General features: G+C 68.8%; 13 protein-coding genes. 5 read left to right on the forward strand and 8 right to left on the reverse strand.

The genetic code is table 11. The annotated features are described in order from the left end of the window. The first annotated feature begins 41 nt into the window (after window positions 1-41). Complete coding sequence (locus V6K52_RS13310) at window positions 42-1,199, forward strand: histidine kinase (protein WP_353950594.1); 1,158 nt, start codon at window positions 42-44, stop codon at window positions 1,197-1,199. Continuing rightward, complete coding sequence (locus V6K52_RS13315) at window positions 1,196-1,843, forward strand: response regulator transcription factor (protein ID WP_353950595.1); 648 nt, start codon at window positions 1,196-1,198, stop codon at window positions 1,841-1,843. The genes V6K52_RS13310 and V6K52_RS13315 overlap by 4 nt, the downstream gene beginning before the upstream one ends. Here the strand turns inward: V6K52_RS13315 and V6K52_RS13320 are convergent. Next, on the reverse strand, window positions 1,840-2,271 hold the full coding sequence (locus V6K52_RS13320) for a hypothetical protein (RefSeq protein ID WP_353950596.1): 432 nt from the start codon (window positions 2,269-2,271) through the stop codon (window positions 1,840-1,842). The two genes, V6K52_RS13315 and V6K52_RS13320, sit on opposite strands and share 4 nt — an antisense overlap. Before the next feature lie 103 nt (window positions 2,272-2,374). On the opposite strand from V6K52_RS13320, the gene V6K52_RS13325 reads away from it, so the two are divergent. Then, window positions 2,375-3,148: an ABC transporter ATP-binding protein gene (locus tag V6K52_RS13325; protein ID WP_353950597.1), complete on the forward strand. Its 774-nt coding sequence runs from the start codon at window positions 2,375-2,377 to the stop codon at window positions 3,146-3,148. Next, a complete protein-coding gene (locus tag V6K52_RS13330; RefSeq protein ID WP_353950598.1) occupies window positions 3,145-4,536 on the forward strand; it encodes an FtsX-like permease family protein in 1,392 nt (463 codons plus the stop codon). Before V6K52_RS13325 ends, V6K52_RS13330 begins: the two co-directional genes overlap by 4 nt. A 28-nt stretch (window positions 4,537-4,564) precedes the next feature. Here the strand turns inward: V6K52_RS13330 and V6K52_RS13335 are convergent, their stop codons facing one another. The 4 genes from V6K52_RS13335 to V6K52_RS13350 all read right to left on the reverse strand — a co-directional run bounded on the left by V6K52_RS13335 (window position 4,565) and on the right by V6K52_RS13350 (window position 9,196). Then, a complete protein-coding gene (locus V6K52_RS13335; protein WP_353950599.1) occupies window positions 4,565-6,028 on the reverse strand; it encodes an NAD-dependent succinate-semialdehyde dehydrogenase in 1,464 nt (487 codons plus the stop codon). A gap of 9 nt (window positions 6,029-6,037) precedes the next feature. Beyond that, a complete protein-coding gene (locus tag V6K52_RS13340; RefSeq protein WP_353950600.1) occupies window positions 6,038-7,750 on the reverse strand; it encodes a phospholipase D-like domain-containing protein in 1,713 nt (570 codons plus the stop codon). Between the two features lie 73 nt (window positions 7,751-7,823). After that, on the reverse strand, window positions 7,824-8,924 hold the full coding sequence (locus V6K52_RS13345) for a LacI family DNA-binding transcriptional regulator (RefSeq protein ID WP_353950601.1): 1,101 nt from the start codon (window positions 8,922-8,924) through the stop codon (window positions 7,824-7,826). Between the two features lie 44 nt (window positions 8,925-8,968). Continuing rightward, entirely contained in the window at window positions 8,969-9,196 is a 228-nt protein-coding gene (locus V6K52_RS13350; RefSeq protein ID WP_353950602.1) for a hypothetical protein, read from the reverse strand. Window positions 9,197-9,277: 81 nt separating this feature from the next. Here V6K52_RS13350 and V6K52_RS13355 point away from each other — a divergent pair, with 81 nt between their 5' ends. Then, window positions 9,278-10,384, forward strand: coding sequence for a Rossmann fold nucleotide-binding protein (locus V6K52_RS13355; protein ID WP_353950603.1), 1,107 nt, complete (start codon window positions 9,278-9,280; stop codon window positions 10,382-10,384). Window positions 10,385-10,402: 18 nt separating this feature from the next. Here the strand turns inward: V6K52_RS13355 and V6K52_RS13360 are convergent, their stop codons facing one another. The 3 genes from V6K52_RS13360 to V6K52_RS13370 are packed head-to-tail and all read right to left on the reverse strand — an operon-like array spanning window position 10,403 to window position 13,666. Continuing rightward, a complete protein-coding gene (locus V6K52_RS13360) occupies window positions 10,403-10,996 on the reverse strand; it encodes a response regulator transcription factor (RefSeq protein ID WP_353950604.1) in 594 nt (197 codons plus the stop codon). Next, window positions 10,993-12,960, reverse strand: coding sequence for a sensor histidine kinase (locus tag V6K52_RS13365; RefSeq protein ID WP_353950605.1), 1,968 nt, complete (start codon window positions 12,958-12,960; stop codon window positions 10,993-10,995). Before V6K52_RS13365 ends, V6K52_RS13360 begins: the two co-directional genes overlap by 4 nt. Window positions 12,961-12,973: 13 nt before the next feature. Then, window positions 12,974-13,666 (reverse strand): hypothetical protein, encoded by a 693-nt coding sequence (locus tag V6K52_RS13370; protein WP_353950606.1) that lies wholly within the window; start codon window positions 13,664-13,666, stop codon window positions 12,974-12,976. Window positions 13,667-13,743: the final 77 nt, after the last annotated feature.

The following is a 13,743-nucleotide window of genomic DNA, read 5'->3' on the forward strand; positions in this document are numbered from 1 at the left end:
GACGGACGACGTGATCCTTCGCGGCCACCTAGCCTTGAGACATGACCGATGTGTGGGGCGACCAGCGCGCGACACGTCGGCAGCTGATCCTCGACGGGTCGATCGCGGTCCTCTTCGGCCTCGGGATGCTCGCGATCCACGTCAGCCTCGGCGCTGGCGCTGCCATCGCCACAGTGCTCCTGGCCTTCGGGCTGGGATTTCGACGCGTCTCGTGGCAGGTCATGTCGGGCTTCGCCTTCGTCGGCTCCGTGTCGCAGGTGCTCGGGTCAGACATCGCCTATCTGGCCAACGGGGCGTATGCCGTCTTCTTCTTCACTCTGGGCTCGCATCGAGACCCGCGCGTCCGCCGATTCGGGATGGCCGCCGCCACGGTGGCTGTGCTCGGTGCCGCGCTCTACGGAGCAACACGCGGCGGCATCGAGATGAGCAACTTCGGGCGTGGCGCCACAGCCATCGGTCTTGGCTCCACGGCTGCCTTGTTCGTGTTCGGCGGGTGGGTCGCAGGCTACCTGCGGTGGCAGAGCCGTCAGACCGTGCAGGCCCGCATCGACGCCCAGCTCGAAGCGGTCGAGCGGCGTCGGGTGACTGAGCTCTATGACATCGAGCAGGAACGACGCCGGATCGCCGCCGACATGCACGACGTCGTCGCCCACTCCTGGGCCGTCGTCGCAGCCCAGAGTGACGGTGCCCGATATGCGTTGCGGGAGAACCCTGCTGGCGCCGAGCGGGCACTCGAAGTCATCGGCGAGACGGCCCGCACCGCGATCGGTGACCTGCGCACCATCGTCGCCCAACTCCGAGATCCAGGGCTCCAGCCGAGCACCCCTGGCTATGCCCAGCAGGCCGAGCTCGAGGAGCGCATGCGTTCGTCCGGGATGACCCTCGAACTCACCGAGACCGGCACCCGCGACGAGTCCCCGCTCATCGCCCTCACGGCCCACCGACTCCTTGGTGAGTCACTCACCAACGCACTGAAGCACGGCGACCTCTCGTCACCCGTTCGCGTCGCGGTCGACTGGAGCGAGGGCTACCGTCTGAGCGTGACCAACCACCTGAGCCGTCCGGACACGGGTGTCCGCTCCGGCCACGGGCTGATCGGCATGGCCGAGCGGACAACGGTGGCGGGCGGCACCTTCTCGGCCGGACCAGAAGGCGACCAATGGGTCGTCAGGGCGCATATCGCGGACGGCGACGCATGACGATCCGCGTCGCCCTCGTCGACGACCAGGCGCTCTTTCGCGCCGGGATCGCGATGGTCGTGGGCAGCCAGGACGACCTCACCGTCGTCGGTGAGGCAGGCGACGGTGGCGAGGCGGTTGCGCTCGTCGAGACCTCTGCGCCCGACGTCGTCCTGATGGACGTCCGTATGCCGCGTGTCGACGGTGTCGAGGCCACCCGACGGATTCTCGCCCGGTTCGGCGAGGACGCCCCCCGCGTGCTGGTCCTCACGACCTTCGACCTCGATGAGCTTGCCGCCGACGCCATCGAAGCCGGGGCGTCCGGGTTCGTCCTCAAGGAGACGCGACCGGAGTTCCTCCTCGCCGCCATCAGAGCCGTTGCCGACGGAACTCAGGTGGTCGCGGCCGGTGCGACCAGGGCCGTTTTCGAGCGCTTCCGTGAGCGGGCAACCGCCGCCCCGGGCGCGGACTACGAGCGCCTCACCCCACGCGAGCGCGAGATCCTGATGCGCGCCGCCCAGGGCCTGTCCAACGCCGAGATCGCGGCTGCCGAGTTCCTCTCCGAGGCCACGGTCAAGACGCACGTGTCGCGCATCCTCGGCAAGCTCGCCCTGCGTGACCGAGTGCAGCTCGTCGTCTACGCCTACGAGCACGGCCTCCTCTAGCGGACTCTGCGCGGGCGGTTGATGAACCCGTGGATGGGTCGCAACTGAGCGAGCGGTGCGAAGAACCCGAGCACGCCCTGGTCGATGACGAGGCGCTCGACGCCCTGGGTCGTGAACTGGTCACACAGGTCGAGCACCCCATCCGTCGGGACGCCGAGGACCTGGCCGGCCTCCTCCTCGCTGAACCCGTTGCCGAGGGCGAACTCGCGCGCTCGGGCCCCGGTCGTGAAGGCGAGGAGGGAGGGCACACCGTCGACGACCCCGACGAGCGGCGCCACGTCGGGCATGCTGCCGCGAGCGACGAAGTACCACTGCTCCAGCTCGAACATCGCCTGCCACAGGTTGGTCTGGGCGTCGACGTCGCTGCCTGCGGCCCGAGCGGCATTCGAGAGGGCGTCGATGGTGCTGGTGTCCGGTGTCTGGCTCATACGTCGAGCCTACGTTCTGGACGACGGCATACGCCGTCCGATGTATGCCCGTTGGTCCCGTCGCCGGATGTGCGGCGGTCACCTGATCCATAGCGTTGCAGGCATGAACTCAGAAACGTTGCAGCACAGCACAGCTCAGCCCGTCGTCTCGCTCCGCCGGGTCTCGAAGATCTATGGCGAGGGCACCGGCAGGGTGGCCGCCCTCGACGAGGTGAGCGTTGACATCCACCGCGGTGGGTTCACCGCGATCATGGGTCCGTCGGGCTCGGGCAAGTCGACGTTCATGAACGTCGCCGCCGGTCTCGACGACGCCACGAGCGGTGAGGTCATGCTCGCCGGTGCGGCGCTCACTCACTTGGATGACGACGCGCGAACCACATTGCGACGCAATGAAGTCGGCTTTGTCTTCCAAGCGTTCAATCTCGTCCCGACGCTCTCGGCACGAGAGAACATCCTCCTGCCGTTCGAGCTCGCCGGTCGACAGGTGGAACCGGAGCAGCAACGCTGGATCGACCACCTCGTCGTCACCCTCGGGCTGATCGACCGCATTGAGCATCGCCCGAGTGAGCTGTCGGGTGGGCAGCAACAGCGAGTGGCCATCGCGCGAGCTCTCGCCTCGCGTCCGTCCGTCATCTTCGCCGACGAGCCGACGGGGAACCTCGACTCGCGCAGCTCGCGCGAGGTCCTCACGCTGCTGCGCACTGCCGCTCGCGAGTACGGCCAGACCATCGCCATGGTGAGCCACGACCCCGTGGCCGCCTCCTACGCGGACCGCATCCTCGTCATCGCCGACGGTCGGCTCGTGGGCGACCACGGCGCCCTCTCCCCGCAGCAGATCTCGGACCTGCTCATCGGCTTCGAGGTCGGTGCCGCATGAGACGCAACCTCACCCTCGGCAGCCTTCGTGAACTCGGCACCGTCGGTCTCGTGGCCGGCCTCTGCGGTGCGTATGCCGCCACGCTCATCATGACGTCGTCGATCCTCACCGCATTGAGCGACGAATCGGGCGGCTCCATGGCGCTGATGCTCGGCATCGTGGCCGGGGTCTTCATCCTCATCGCCCTCTATGTCGGTGCCGTCGTCATCGTCAACGCCGTCGACACGGTCATCTCCGGTCGGTTGCGGCACATCGCCCTGCTCCGCCTGCTCGGATCACGTGGACGCCAGCTCCGCACGTCGGTGATGCGCGGCACCGCGACCGTCGGAGCGCTCGGGGCACTCACCGGCATCATCATCGGAACCCTCGTGACACACGTGGTGCGAGCGATCCTGGTGGCACGAGACACGCTGCCCGAAGCGGCATACCCATGGGTTGATCCTCAGCTGCTCGCGGCCCTCGGTGCCATCACACTTGCGGCCACAATCTCCGGCTGGCTGGGGTCGCGCGGCGTCCTGCGAGTGACGCCCGCGGAAGCCCTGGCCGGAACCGCCGCCCACACAGCCGCCCCACGCAAATCCTCCGTCATCCGCGCCATCATCGCCGGTCTCGGAATCGTCGGCGGCCTGATCGTTCTCGCTCTCGGCGCCGTGTTCGGGGAGTCCAATCCCGGTATCGGCTTCGTCCTGGCCTTCTTCGGTGCTGCCGGGTCCGGGACGGGCCTCCTCATCGGTGCCCGGTTCGTCATCCCTGGGGTCGTCGTCGCCTTCAGCCGCATTCTCGGGAATGACCCGGCAAGCGTCGTCGCCCGCCGCAACGCGCTGCTCGACCCACTGCGCACCACGCGGTCCACGATGGGCCTCGTCATCGGCGTCACCCTCGTGACGACGTTCGCCTCGGGGATGTCGGCGCTGCGTGCGTCGGTGAACTCCTGGGAGATGGACCCGGGACAGCGGGCCCAGGCCGATCAGGCCCTCGCCGTGACGTCGGCGATCCTCATCTGCATCATCGTCATCTCCGCGATCATCGCGGCCGTCGGCTTCGTCAGCACGATGTCACTGACGGTCATCCAACGTCACCGCGAGATCGGCCTGCTCCGATCGCTCGGCTTCACCAAGCGGCAGGTGCGCACGATGATCACGAAGGAGTCGGTCGCGCTCTCTGCGTCCGCGATGATCTTCGGGATCGTCCTCGGTCTCGTCTACGGGACTCTCGGTGCGCAGTCGCTCGTGGGTGCAGAGACACCCGGCATCGTCTGGGGGCTGCCCCTGGGGGCGCTCACCGCGATCGCCCTGGCAGGCGTGGTGCTGGTGCTCGTGGCCTCGCAGGGCCCGGCTCGACGGGCCATCGCCGTCGCCCCCGTCGAGGCCCTGCGCATCGATGCGTGAAACCCTCGCGATGGGGCACATCAGTGGGTCAGGGATTGAGGGAGACGTAGGTGGTTTCGAGGTACTCGTGGATACCCTCGAAACCGCCCTCGCGCCCGAAGCCCGAGTGCTTGACCCCACCGAACGGGGCGGCCGCGTTGGAGACGATGCCGGTGTTGATCCCGACCATTCCGAACTCCAGAGCCTCGCTGATGCGGAGCACCCGGGCGTGGTCACGCGTGTAGGCGTAGGCGACGAGGCCGTACTCGGTGGAGTTCGCCGTCGCGATCGCCTCTGCATCGTTGGCAAAGGTCGTGATCGGGGCGACCGGACCGAAGATCTCCTCGCGCAGGGCACGGGCATCGGCAGGTACGTCGACCAACACCGTCGGCGCATAGAAGTGACCACGCCCCGCGACCTTCTCACCACCGGTGAGGACACGCGCGCCACGGTCGACAGCGTCGCGCACGAGCTCGTCCACGCCCTCACGCGCCTTGGCCGAGATGAGCGGTCCGACGTCCACCCCGGACTTGGTGCCCTTGCCGACCGTGAGTCCGCCCATCCGCGCAGCCAACGCTGCGGAGAACTTCTCGGCCACCGACTCGTGCACGAGGAACCGGTTGGCCGAGGTGCAGGCCTCCCCGATGTTGCGCATCTTGGCGAGCATGGCCCCCTCGACGGCGGCGTCCAGGTCCGCGTCCCCAAAGACGAGGAACGGCGCGTTGCCACCGAGCTCCATCGACACCCGCAGGAGCTGCTCGGCCGACTGCTCGACAAGCATGCGACCCACGGCGGTCGAGCCGGTGAAGGTCAGCTTGCGCAGGCGCGGGTCACGGATGATCGGCTCGGACACCGCGGCCGTGTCGGCGGTCGTCACGACATTCAGCACACCCGCCGGAAGTCCGGCCTCCTCGAGCAACGCGGCGAGGGCGAGCATCGACAGCGGCGTCTCGTGCGCGGGCTTGACGACCATCGTGCAGCCGGCAGCGATAGCCGGTCCGATCTTGCGGGTCCCCATTGCCAGCGGGAAGTTCCAAGGCGTGATCATGAACGTCGGCCCGACCGGCTTCTGGAGCGTGAGGAGACGTGACCCACCGGCTGGGTTGACGGCATACCGGCCGTGGATCCGCACTGCCTCCTCGCTGAACCACCTGAAGAACTCCGCGCCATAGGTGACCTCCCCACGGGCCTCCGCGAGCGGCTTGCCCATCTCGAGGGTCATGAGCATCGCGAACTCCTCGGCGCGAGCCGTCAGCAGGTCGAAGGCACGACGCAGGATCTCGCCGCGCTCCCGAGGCGCTGTCGCAGCCCAATCTGCCTGTGCCGCAACAGCTGCATCGAGGGCAGCAGTCCCGTCCGGCACTGTTCCGTTCGCCACCTCGATGAGGACCTTGCCCGTCGCAGGGTCCTCGACCGGGAAGGTCGTGTCACTGAGCGAGTCGCGCCACTTCCCCCCGATGAACAGCTGGGTTGGCACCGACGAGAGCACGGACTTCTGGGTCACTGCAGCCATGACTCGACTCTAGCCAGCCTGTTGCCCGGAGAACACGCGCCGCTGCACTGCCTGCCACGAACCGTCCCGGTAGTAGGGCTCGGTCCAACTGTCGTCCTCGGCCAGATGCCCGGGCTCAGCGCGTGCACCCGTCGTCATCGATGTCCGCTCGACCCAGGAGCGGAAGACGAAGTGCATGAAGAGGCGGTGGTACTCCGTGAGATAGATGTCGGCGACGCGCCGGATCGCCGCCCGAGACGACGCCGGCCCCGACCCGCCGCCGCGCAGGACGAGGGTGTTCTCCTCGTTCGTCACCGTGGACGCCTTGCTGTAGTTGGCCGAACCCGTGACGACGACCGGATCGGCCCCGAACGGGTCGATGAGGATGATCTTGGTGTGGATGTATCTCACGTGGGTGTTGAAGCCGGTGAGCGCCTCCTCCGCCCACTGCGCGAGGCCACCGCCGGTGATGTGGGCGCCCGTCGAGATCCGCACGTTGGGGTCGGTGCGTGGCACGGCCTGCTCCCTGGGCGGCCACTTGTCGAGCAGCACGGTGCGCACCGTTGCGGGTTTCGTCGTGCGCAACGTGTCGCGGAAGAGCTCGTTGAGCCCGAAGGCTCCGGTGATGTGCGCACTCACCTCACCGTGGTCGAAGACATCGGCAAACCACTGCAGGACAGACGAGTTCGTATGCCGCGGCGCCAGCACGACTCCCGCTCCCCGCTTCGGTGGTGTCACCTGCGCGACGACGTTGTCGCTCTCGTGCGAGGCGCGCAGCTCGGCCGTCGTGTCGTTGGCATCGAGTCGCGCCCACTCGTCGAGGTATTGCTGGGCCACGACCGGGTCATGGATCACGTGCCCGACGTTGGAGTGGCCGAAGATCGCGCCCTGCGTGAGGTTCGTCGAACCCGTCCACACAGCGACCGGTCGGCCACCTTCGAGCAGCACGAGGAACTTGTGGTGATGCAACGCCGAGACGTTGGCAGCATTGCGCCAGTGGATGATTCGCCCCTTGCTCACGCCATGCCGCCTCGCCGCAGCCTTGGCCTGCGTCGCCGTCGTGTCAGCGCCACCGTCGCCGTCCCGGTCACGTCCGTGCACGACGAGCGCGACGTCGGCGCCACGATCGCGAGCGGCGGCCAGCGCCTTGAGCCCGGTCCCCCACGTGAACTCATAGAACGCACCGCGGAGCCCGAACCCCGCCCCGGCAGCCTGCTCGCAGAAGGCCACGAACGCCTCACCGAGCCCGCGGGACAACCACACCATGGCTGGCGACTGTTCGCCCTCGTCACGTGCAGGGACGTAGCCCGCGAACCGCTTGGCGAATGCCTGCGACCCCGCCACTCCCCGGTTGAAGAACACGCCGTGGACGCCGTCGTCCTCGACCTCGGTCCGCACCCGCACCGATGCGGTTGCGAGCTCCACGGGTGCCGCAGCCGGACCGCCGAGGGCGAACACGGCATACGTGTAGGAACGGCCCGGCTTGGCCGTGTAGTCACCCCACTGGAAACCCTGGATCGGGTGCTCCCGGGTCGACCAGTCACTTCCCGGGGTCGGCGAGGGGACGACGGACCTGAAGGTCTTCATCCCCCGCAACCACACCCGCTCCCCGCCGGTCTCGGTGCGCTGGATCGCGAATCCGAGACATCCCGACGGGCTCGCGAGGTCCCAGCCCAGCAGGACGGTGTGTGTGCCGGCCACGGCGTGCAGGGTGAGGGCCTCCGCCTCCACATGGGAACGCATGTGACAACGCTAGAGCCACACTGCGGCGCCGACCAGAGTCAGGACTGCCAGTGTCGCGAAGTTCGACCGACGTTCATCGTCGTCTCGGTGGCGGTGCCGTGGAGTCGCGCACGACGAGCTCGGTCGGCAGGGTCACGGCCCGGGGCTTCGTCGTGCGGCCCGTCCGTCGGTCCTCGACGGCGTCGACCAGCATCGACGCGGCGAGACGACCCTTCTCGGAGACGTCCTGGCGGACCGTCGTCAGCTGCGGACGCAGCCGGGTCGCGAGCGGGTTGTCATCGAATCCGACGACGGACAGTTGCTCCGGCACCGCGATCCCGGCGTCATGGGCATCGAGAAGCACGCCCGCGGCCATGGCATCGGAGAACGCGAGGATGGCCGTGGTGTCGGGCTGGGCTTCAAGGATGGCCTTGAGGGCGCCACGACCACCGTCGGTCGAGTCGATGGGCTCCTGCAGGATCACCGGCTCGATGCCGGCCGCGGTGAGCACCTCCGTCCAGCCGGCCAACCGTTCGGTCGAGGCGTAGCCCTGTCCCGTGGCCGTCGAGGCCTCCACGATGCCGAAGGGTGGCGCTCCCGTCTTGCCGATGAGTGCGACCTTGGCGTGCCCCAGGTCGATGATGTGCTGTGCGGCGGCCCGGGCTCCCGAGCGGTCCTCGACGTTGACGCTGGAGAAGCCCCTGGTGTTGGGCTGGTCGACAAGCACGAGCGGCAGCTTGCGGCGCTCGACCTGCTCGCGCGCACCCGACTCGGGGTCACAGTTGTAGACGATGACGCCGTCCATGGCCACGTCCCGAGCGGGCATCACGTCACCCGACGGCTCGCTGGAGAGCAGAGTGAGGGCAATGCCCAGCGGCGAGAGGGTCGCAGCGATGGAACTGAAGAACGCTGCGGCGATCTCGTCGGTGAAGGCTTCCGCTGGACTGTTGGACAGCAGCACGCCCACCGATCCGGTCGAACCACGAGCCAGCGCCCGAGCGGACGGGTCGGGCCCGGTGTAGCCGAGCTCGTCGGCAGCCTTGAGCACCGTGTCGCGCAGAGCGGCAGAGAGCTGGTCGGGGCGCGAGAACGCGTTCGAGACCGTCATCCGACTCACGCCGACCTTGTCGGCGACGGTCTGGAGGGTCACCCTGCCCACGCCCGCCTCACTCTCATCGAGCCGGTCGGCTCGCACGGGCCACGCTAGCGCGTCCTCCTGTATGCCGGGCACCCGCTGGGTCAGCGTGTCGCCGGCTGCCGGTATCCGCAGGGCTCCACGGCCCGGGCGCCGCGGTAGAGCAGCCCGGCCACGCGGGCGCGCAGGGCTGCCGAGCCGCGGTAGGTCCGGACCGTGGTCGCACGCGCGGGCTGTCGCGGTTGCGTCGACGCGGAGTCGAGGCGGGCGCCGTCGAAGTGGCGCCGCATGGCGTTGTCGGCCGTGATAGAGGCGAATGGCAGGAAGTCCATGAGTTGCTCCTTCGTGGTTTCTGTACCGCTACAGTACTGCGGCTTTCTGTACCGGTCAAGACCTCATGACAGGATGCCGTCATGAACGAGATCGAGACCGCGCGCGACCTCGAGGCGGCCCTGGCCCACGGCTCACCACTCTCAGGTTTGCGACTGCAGGACCTCGACCTCACCCGCCACGAGGAGCGGCTCCTGACCCGGACCGACCTCGAAGGGCTGGTCGTGCTCGGCGGGCGCCTCTCCCCCACGCTCGACAACCACCTCCGCCTCCACGGCGCCCTCGTCTTCCCCACCGACCCACACGCGCCGGTCAACCCCTATCGAGCCAGCCTCTATCAACCGCACGAGCTCTATGCCGGGATGGAGAACAACGGCTACGAGCAGACCCCAGACGCCCTCGCCTATCACTGGTCGCGCGACGCCGATGCCCACCATGACGTGTTCATCACCCTGCTGCGCGCCATCCACGACGACTCCGTGAGCGACGCCCTCACCGAGTTCGTCGGGGGCGCCCCCGTCGTCGGAGTCATGGGTGGTCACGCGCTGACGCGCGACAGCGAGGCGTATGCCGGTGCCGCACGTCTTGGACACACCTTCGCCTCCGCGGGTCTGGTCGTCGCAACCGGTGGTGGGCCCGGGGCGATGGAGGCGGCGAACCTCGGCGCACTGTGCCCGACGGACGCGGTGGTGAGCGAGGCACTCGGGCGACTGGCCGGCATACCCTCCTTCCGGCCTTCGATCGAGGACTGGGCCCGGCGGGCACTTGAGATATTCGACGACATCATCGCAATTCCGGTGCAGGACAGCGCTGTTCGCTCGATCGGTATTCCTACCTGGTTCTATGGTCACGAGCCGCCCAACGTCTTCTGCAACGGCATCGCGAAGTACTTCAGCAACGCCGTCCGCGAGGACGGGCTGCTCGCGCGCTCGACCGCCGGCCTCGTCGTCCTGCATGGGGCCGCGGGCACCGTTCAGGAGATCTTCCAGTCGATCACGCCGCTCTACTACGCCGAGGCGGACCAGACGCTGGCGCCGCTGGTCCTCGTCGGTGTCGACCACTGGTCACGCGAAGTGCCCGTCTGGAACACCATCGAGGCGCTCGGACGCGAGCGCGGGATGGGTGAGGCGGTGCACCTCGTCGACACCATCGACGAAGCCGCCGAGCTCGTGCTCAGCTCGCGCACCTGAGGTTGGTGGCAGCCCGCCTCACAGCCCACGCATCCGCAGCGCCGCCTGTGTCCGGTCCCGCACCTGCAACTTGAGCAGCAGGTGCGAGACGTGGTTCTGGACCGTCTTGAGGCTGAGCTCGAGCTCGTGTGCGATCTCGGCATTCGAGGAGCCTCGCGCAATGAGTGCGAGCACCTCCGACTCCCGAGCCGTGAGGTCGACCGGTGGGCGGTTGCGATCCGAGGTGGCGCCGCGCCCCAGGACGGTGCCACCTGCTGCGACTGAGCGGATCGCCGCCAACACCTCCTGCTGACCGGCCTCCTTGAGGAGGTAGCCGCTCGCGCCGACGCGCAGCGCCGACATCACGCTTGCCTGGTCGGCCTGCATCGTCAGGACGAGCACCCGGACGCCCGGGTCGCCGGCAACGATGCGGCGCGTGGCCTCGAGGCCGGGCATGCCGGGGAGGTTGAGGTCCATGAGGACGACGTCAGGCTGCAGCTCGTGCGTCATCCGCACCGCGCTCTCGCCGTCACCGGCGGCACCCACGACGTCGATGTCGTCGACGGTCTCGAGGAGGCTGACGAGCCCCCCGCGGAACAGCGGATGGTCGTCGACGACAAGGACCGTCGTCACGACGCCATCCCTGTCCGCAGAGGCAAGCGAAGAGAGACGAGAGTGCCGTGGGCCAGGGCGGTGACATCGACTCGGCCGCCGATCTCGTCGGCCCGCTCGCTCATGCTGCGCAGACCGACACCGTGGGCCGACGAGGCGCCCGACCAGTCGCTATGCGGTTGCCCGTCATCGCTCACCTCAAGGGACAGCGCCCCGTCCGACAATGTCGCAGACACGCGGCAGGTCGTTGCCTCGGCGTGCCGAACGACATTGGTGAGAGCCTCCTGCGCCACGCGGTAGGCGACGACCTCCACCGCCGCCGGCAGGACCGGTCGCGTCGGCGGAAGGTCGAGGGACAGCTCGAGGCCCGCTCCCCCCACCAGTTCGTGCCCGAGCTCCGCGACCGCTCCGAACAGCCCGAGGTCATCCAGGGCTGGGGGCCGCAACCCCTCGACAATCCGGCGCACCTCGGCCACCGTGCCACGCAACCCCGCCTGCAGGTGGTCGAGTCGGTCCCCCACCGGACGGCCGTCGCGCAGGAGGTTGGCGATGGTGTCGACCTGAAACCCCAGGCCCGCGAGAGAGGGGCCCAGCCCGTCGTGGAGGTCGCGTCGGACTCGTCGCCGCTCCTGCTCGCGCGCCGCCACCAGACGCTCCTGGGCCGCCCTGAGCGCCTCGACGAGCCCTGCTGAGTGGACGACACCACCCATCTGTCGCGCCACGTCCTCGAGCAGCCGCGCGTCACGCTCTCGAAGCGGCCCTCCGCTCCACTCGAGGTGGCCGACCTTCGCGCCGTATGCCGTGAGCTCCAGTCGGCTCCCTCTCTCACCGGGTGAACCAGTCCTGGCGACTGGGCGTCCGGCCCTGTCCGTGATCTCGGCGTGATCGAGCCCGAGGCCGTGCACGAGCTCGTGGGTGAGCGAGCGCAGAAGGGCCGGTCCGTCTGCGGCGTCGGAGAGCCGATGACCCGTCTCCGCCAGCACCTCGGCCGGGGCGGACCACCGACCGTGGATCAACCTGTTGGCACCGCGCTGGAGCGAGTCGCGCAGGGGGGCGAATGCCACTGCCACCACCCCGGCAGCCACCCAGGGCAGCCACACGGCTCCCCTGCCGGCGACCATGGCTCCCACCCCTCCAACGACGAGGGCGTAGAGGGCGGCCAGTGCGACCGAGAGAGTGACATAGGTGAGTGAACGATTCGCCGCCAGCTGCACGTCGTAGAGGCGACGCTGGAGGAGTGCCACCGCGACCGCGATAGGAACCGGCACGCTCACGACGGCGAACATCCACGGGTCCACCCAAGGCGTGGCCATGAGGGGCAGAAGGAGGAGCGGCAAGGCAAACGCGACAGCGAAGATCAGCAGCTGCTGGCGCTCCAGCCAACTTCCGTGACGCCAACGGCGCCCCAGTGCGACAACGGCGAACAACAGTCCGGCAAAGACGAGCCCGACTCCGAGGAGGGCGATGCCGTCGGCGACCGGTTGCCACGCCCCGGAGAGCCCGATCGGGTTGTCGACTGCGGCGAGCCGCTCCTCGAGGGGCTCGGGAGCGATGAGGGAACCGACGAAGAAGAGGGAAACACCGGCGACCGCCAAGCGGGCGGCATACCGAGGCGGAGTGCCGTCCGGGAAAAGAAGTGGCAGGCCAACGACGAGCAGGAGCCAACCGAGTCCCCTCCCAGCCGTGCCACCGACCCCGATGAGCGCGGCACCCTCGCCGACGGGCTCAGATGCGAGGCCGACGGCGATGAGCGCCTCCCCACACCCCCACAGCGCAGCCCCGGTCAGCATCAGCCGACCCACTGCGTGACCGGGTCGCGCCACCTCGATCACCACCCCCACTACCGCGTAGGTCGCGACCACGAGAGCGATCGCCGCGTCGTTGAAGGGATCGCGACCCTCCGTCGCGACGAGCGGCGGCATGAGCGCGCCAGCGACGGCGAGGGCAGCGACCAGCAGTGCCAGGGCCACCCTCACCGATCGCATGACTCACCTCGGATCAAGCCTGCCCGACGAGGACGCCACCCGTCGGGGATCCGGTGGATTCGATGCTGCTCCCGCGACGCAGGAGGAGCACGGCCGTGCCGACGAACCACACGAGCCAGACCATGGTGCCGATGTCCTGCCACTCCACTGCCGTGAGCGGGGGTGACACGAAGAGGCTGACCGAGGTGAAGACCCCGACACCGCCAACCCACTTGGTGTGGGTGCCGTCCGCGAGGGCGGACAGCGCGACCCCCAGCGTGGCGCCGCCGAGGAGGAACGCGCTGAGGAAGTGGGCGAAGAGCCGGATGTTGTTGATCGCGAACGCTGCATCGACGTCCAGCCCGTGCTGCGCGCCGTACATCGCGGCCGCGCCGGCCGGGAGACCGACGGCCATGACGACGGCGACGTAGGCGATGCCGCAGCCCAGACCGCTCAGTGCCGCCCACCGGCCGGCCTCGGTCCGCGATCCGAAGCACCGCCACAGCATGACGAGGACCGGGACGAGGAGCACGAAGCCGAAGGCCTCCAGCAGGCCGCCAGTGAAGGACCTGGTCAGGTTGCCCGCGACGTAGGCGTCCTCGATGCCCTGTCGGCCGTCGGAGAACAGCGGCCCGGACTGGAGGGCGATCCCCGCGAAGATCAGGAGGACATGGGTGATGGCGAATGCGCCGGCGATCCGCCGGAGACGGATTGGAATGTGCGACATGGACTGCTCCTCGTGGAGGCGCGACCATCGGTTGGTCGCGGTGTCCCTCGAGGATCGATCCATCGGCCCCTTCCGGG

Source organism: Knoellia sp. S7-12 (assembly GCF_040518285.1).
Lineage (GTDB): Bacteria > Actinomycetota > Actinomycetes > Actinomycetales > Dermatophilaceae > Knoellia.

What these genes read in the sequence shown, in the direction of transcription:
- V6K52_RS13310 (WP_353950594.1), top strand. Translation starts at nt 42, where the DNA reads ATGACCGATGTGTGGGGCGACCAGCGCGCGACACGTCGGCAGCTGATC.
- V6K52_RS13315 (WP_353950595.1), top strand. Translation starts at nt 1,196, where the DNA reads ATGACGATCCGCGTCGCCCTCGTCGACGACCAGGCGCTCTTTCGCGCC.
- V6K52_RS13320 (WP_353950596.1), bottom strand. Translation starts at nt 2,271, where the DNA reads ATGAGCCAGACACCGGACACCAGCACCATCGACGCCCTCTCGAATGCC.
- V6K52_RS13325 (WP_353950597.1), top strand. Translation starts at nt 2,375, where the DNA reads ATGAACTCAGAAACGTTGCAGCACAGCACAGCTCAGCCCGTCGTCTCG.
- V6K52_RS13330 (WP_353950598.1), top strand. Translation starts at nt 3,145, where the DNA reads ATGAGACGCAACCTCACCCTCGGCAGCCTTCGTGAACTCGGCACCGTC.
- V6K52_RS13335 (WP_353950599.1), bottom strand. Translation starts at nt 6,028, where the DNA reads ATGGCTGCAGTGACCCAGAAGTCCGTGCTCTCGTCGGTGCCAACCCAG.
- V6K52_RS13340 (WP_353950600.1), bottom strand. Translation starts at nt 7,750, where the DNA reads ATGCGTTCCCATGTGGAGGCGGAGGCCCTCACCCTGCACGCCGTGGCC.
- V6K52_RS13350 (WP_353950602.1), bottom strand. Translation starts at nt 9,196, where the DNA reads ATGGACTTCCTGCCATTCGCCTCTATCACGGCCGACAACGCCATGCGG.
- V6K52_RS13355 (WP_353950603.1), top strand. Translation starts at nt 9,278, where the DNA reads ATGAACGAGATCGAGACCGCGCGCGACCTCGAGGCGGCCCTGGCCCAC.
- V6K52_RS13365 (WP_353950605.1), bottom strand. Translation starts at nt 12,960, where the DNA reads ATGCGATCGGTGAGGGTGGCCCTGGCACTGCTGGTCGCTGCCCTCGCC.
- V6K52_RS13370 (WP_353950606.1), bottom strand. Translation starts at nt 13,666, where the DNA reads ATGTCGCACATTCCAATCCGTCTCCGGCGGATCGCCGGCGCATTCGCC.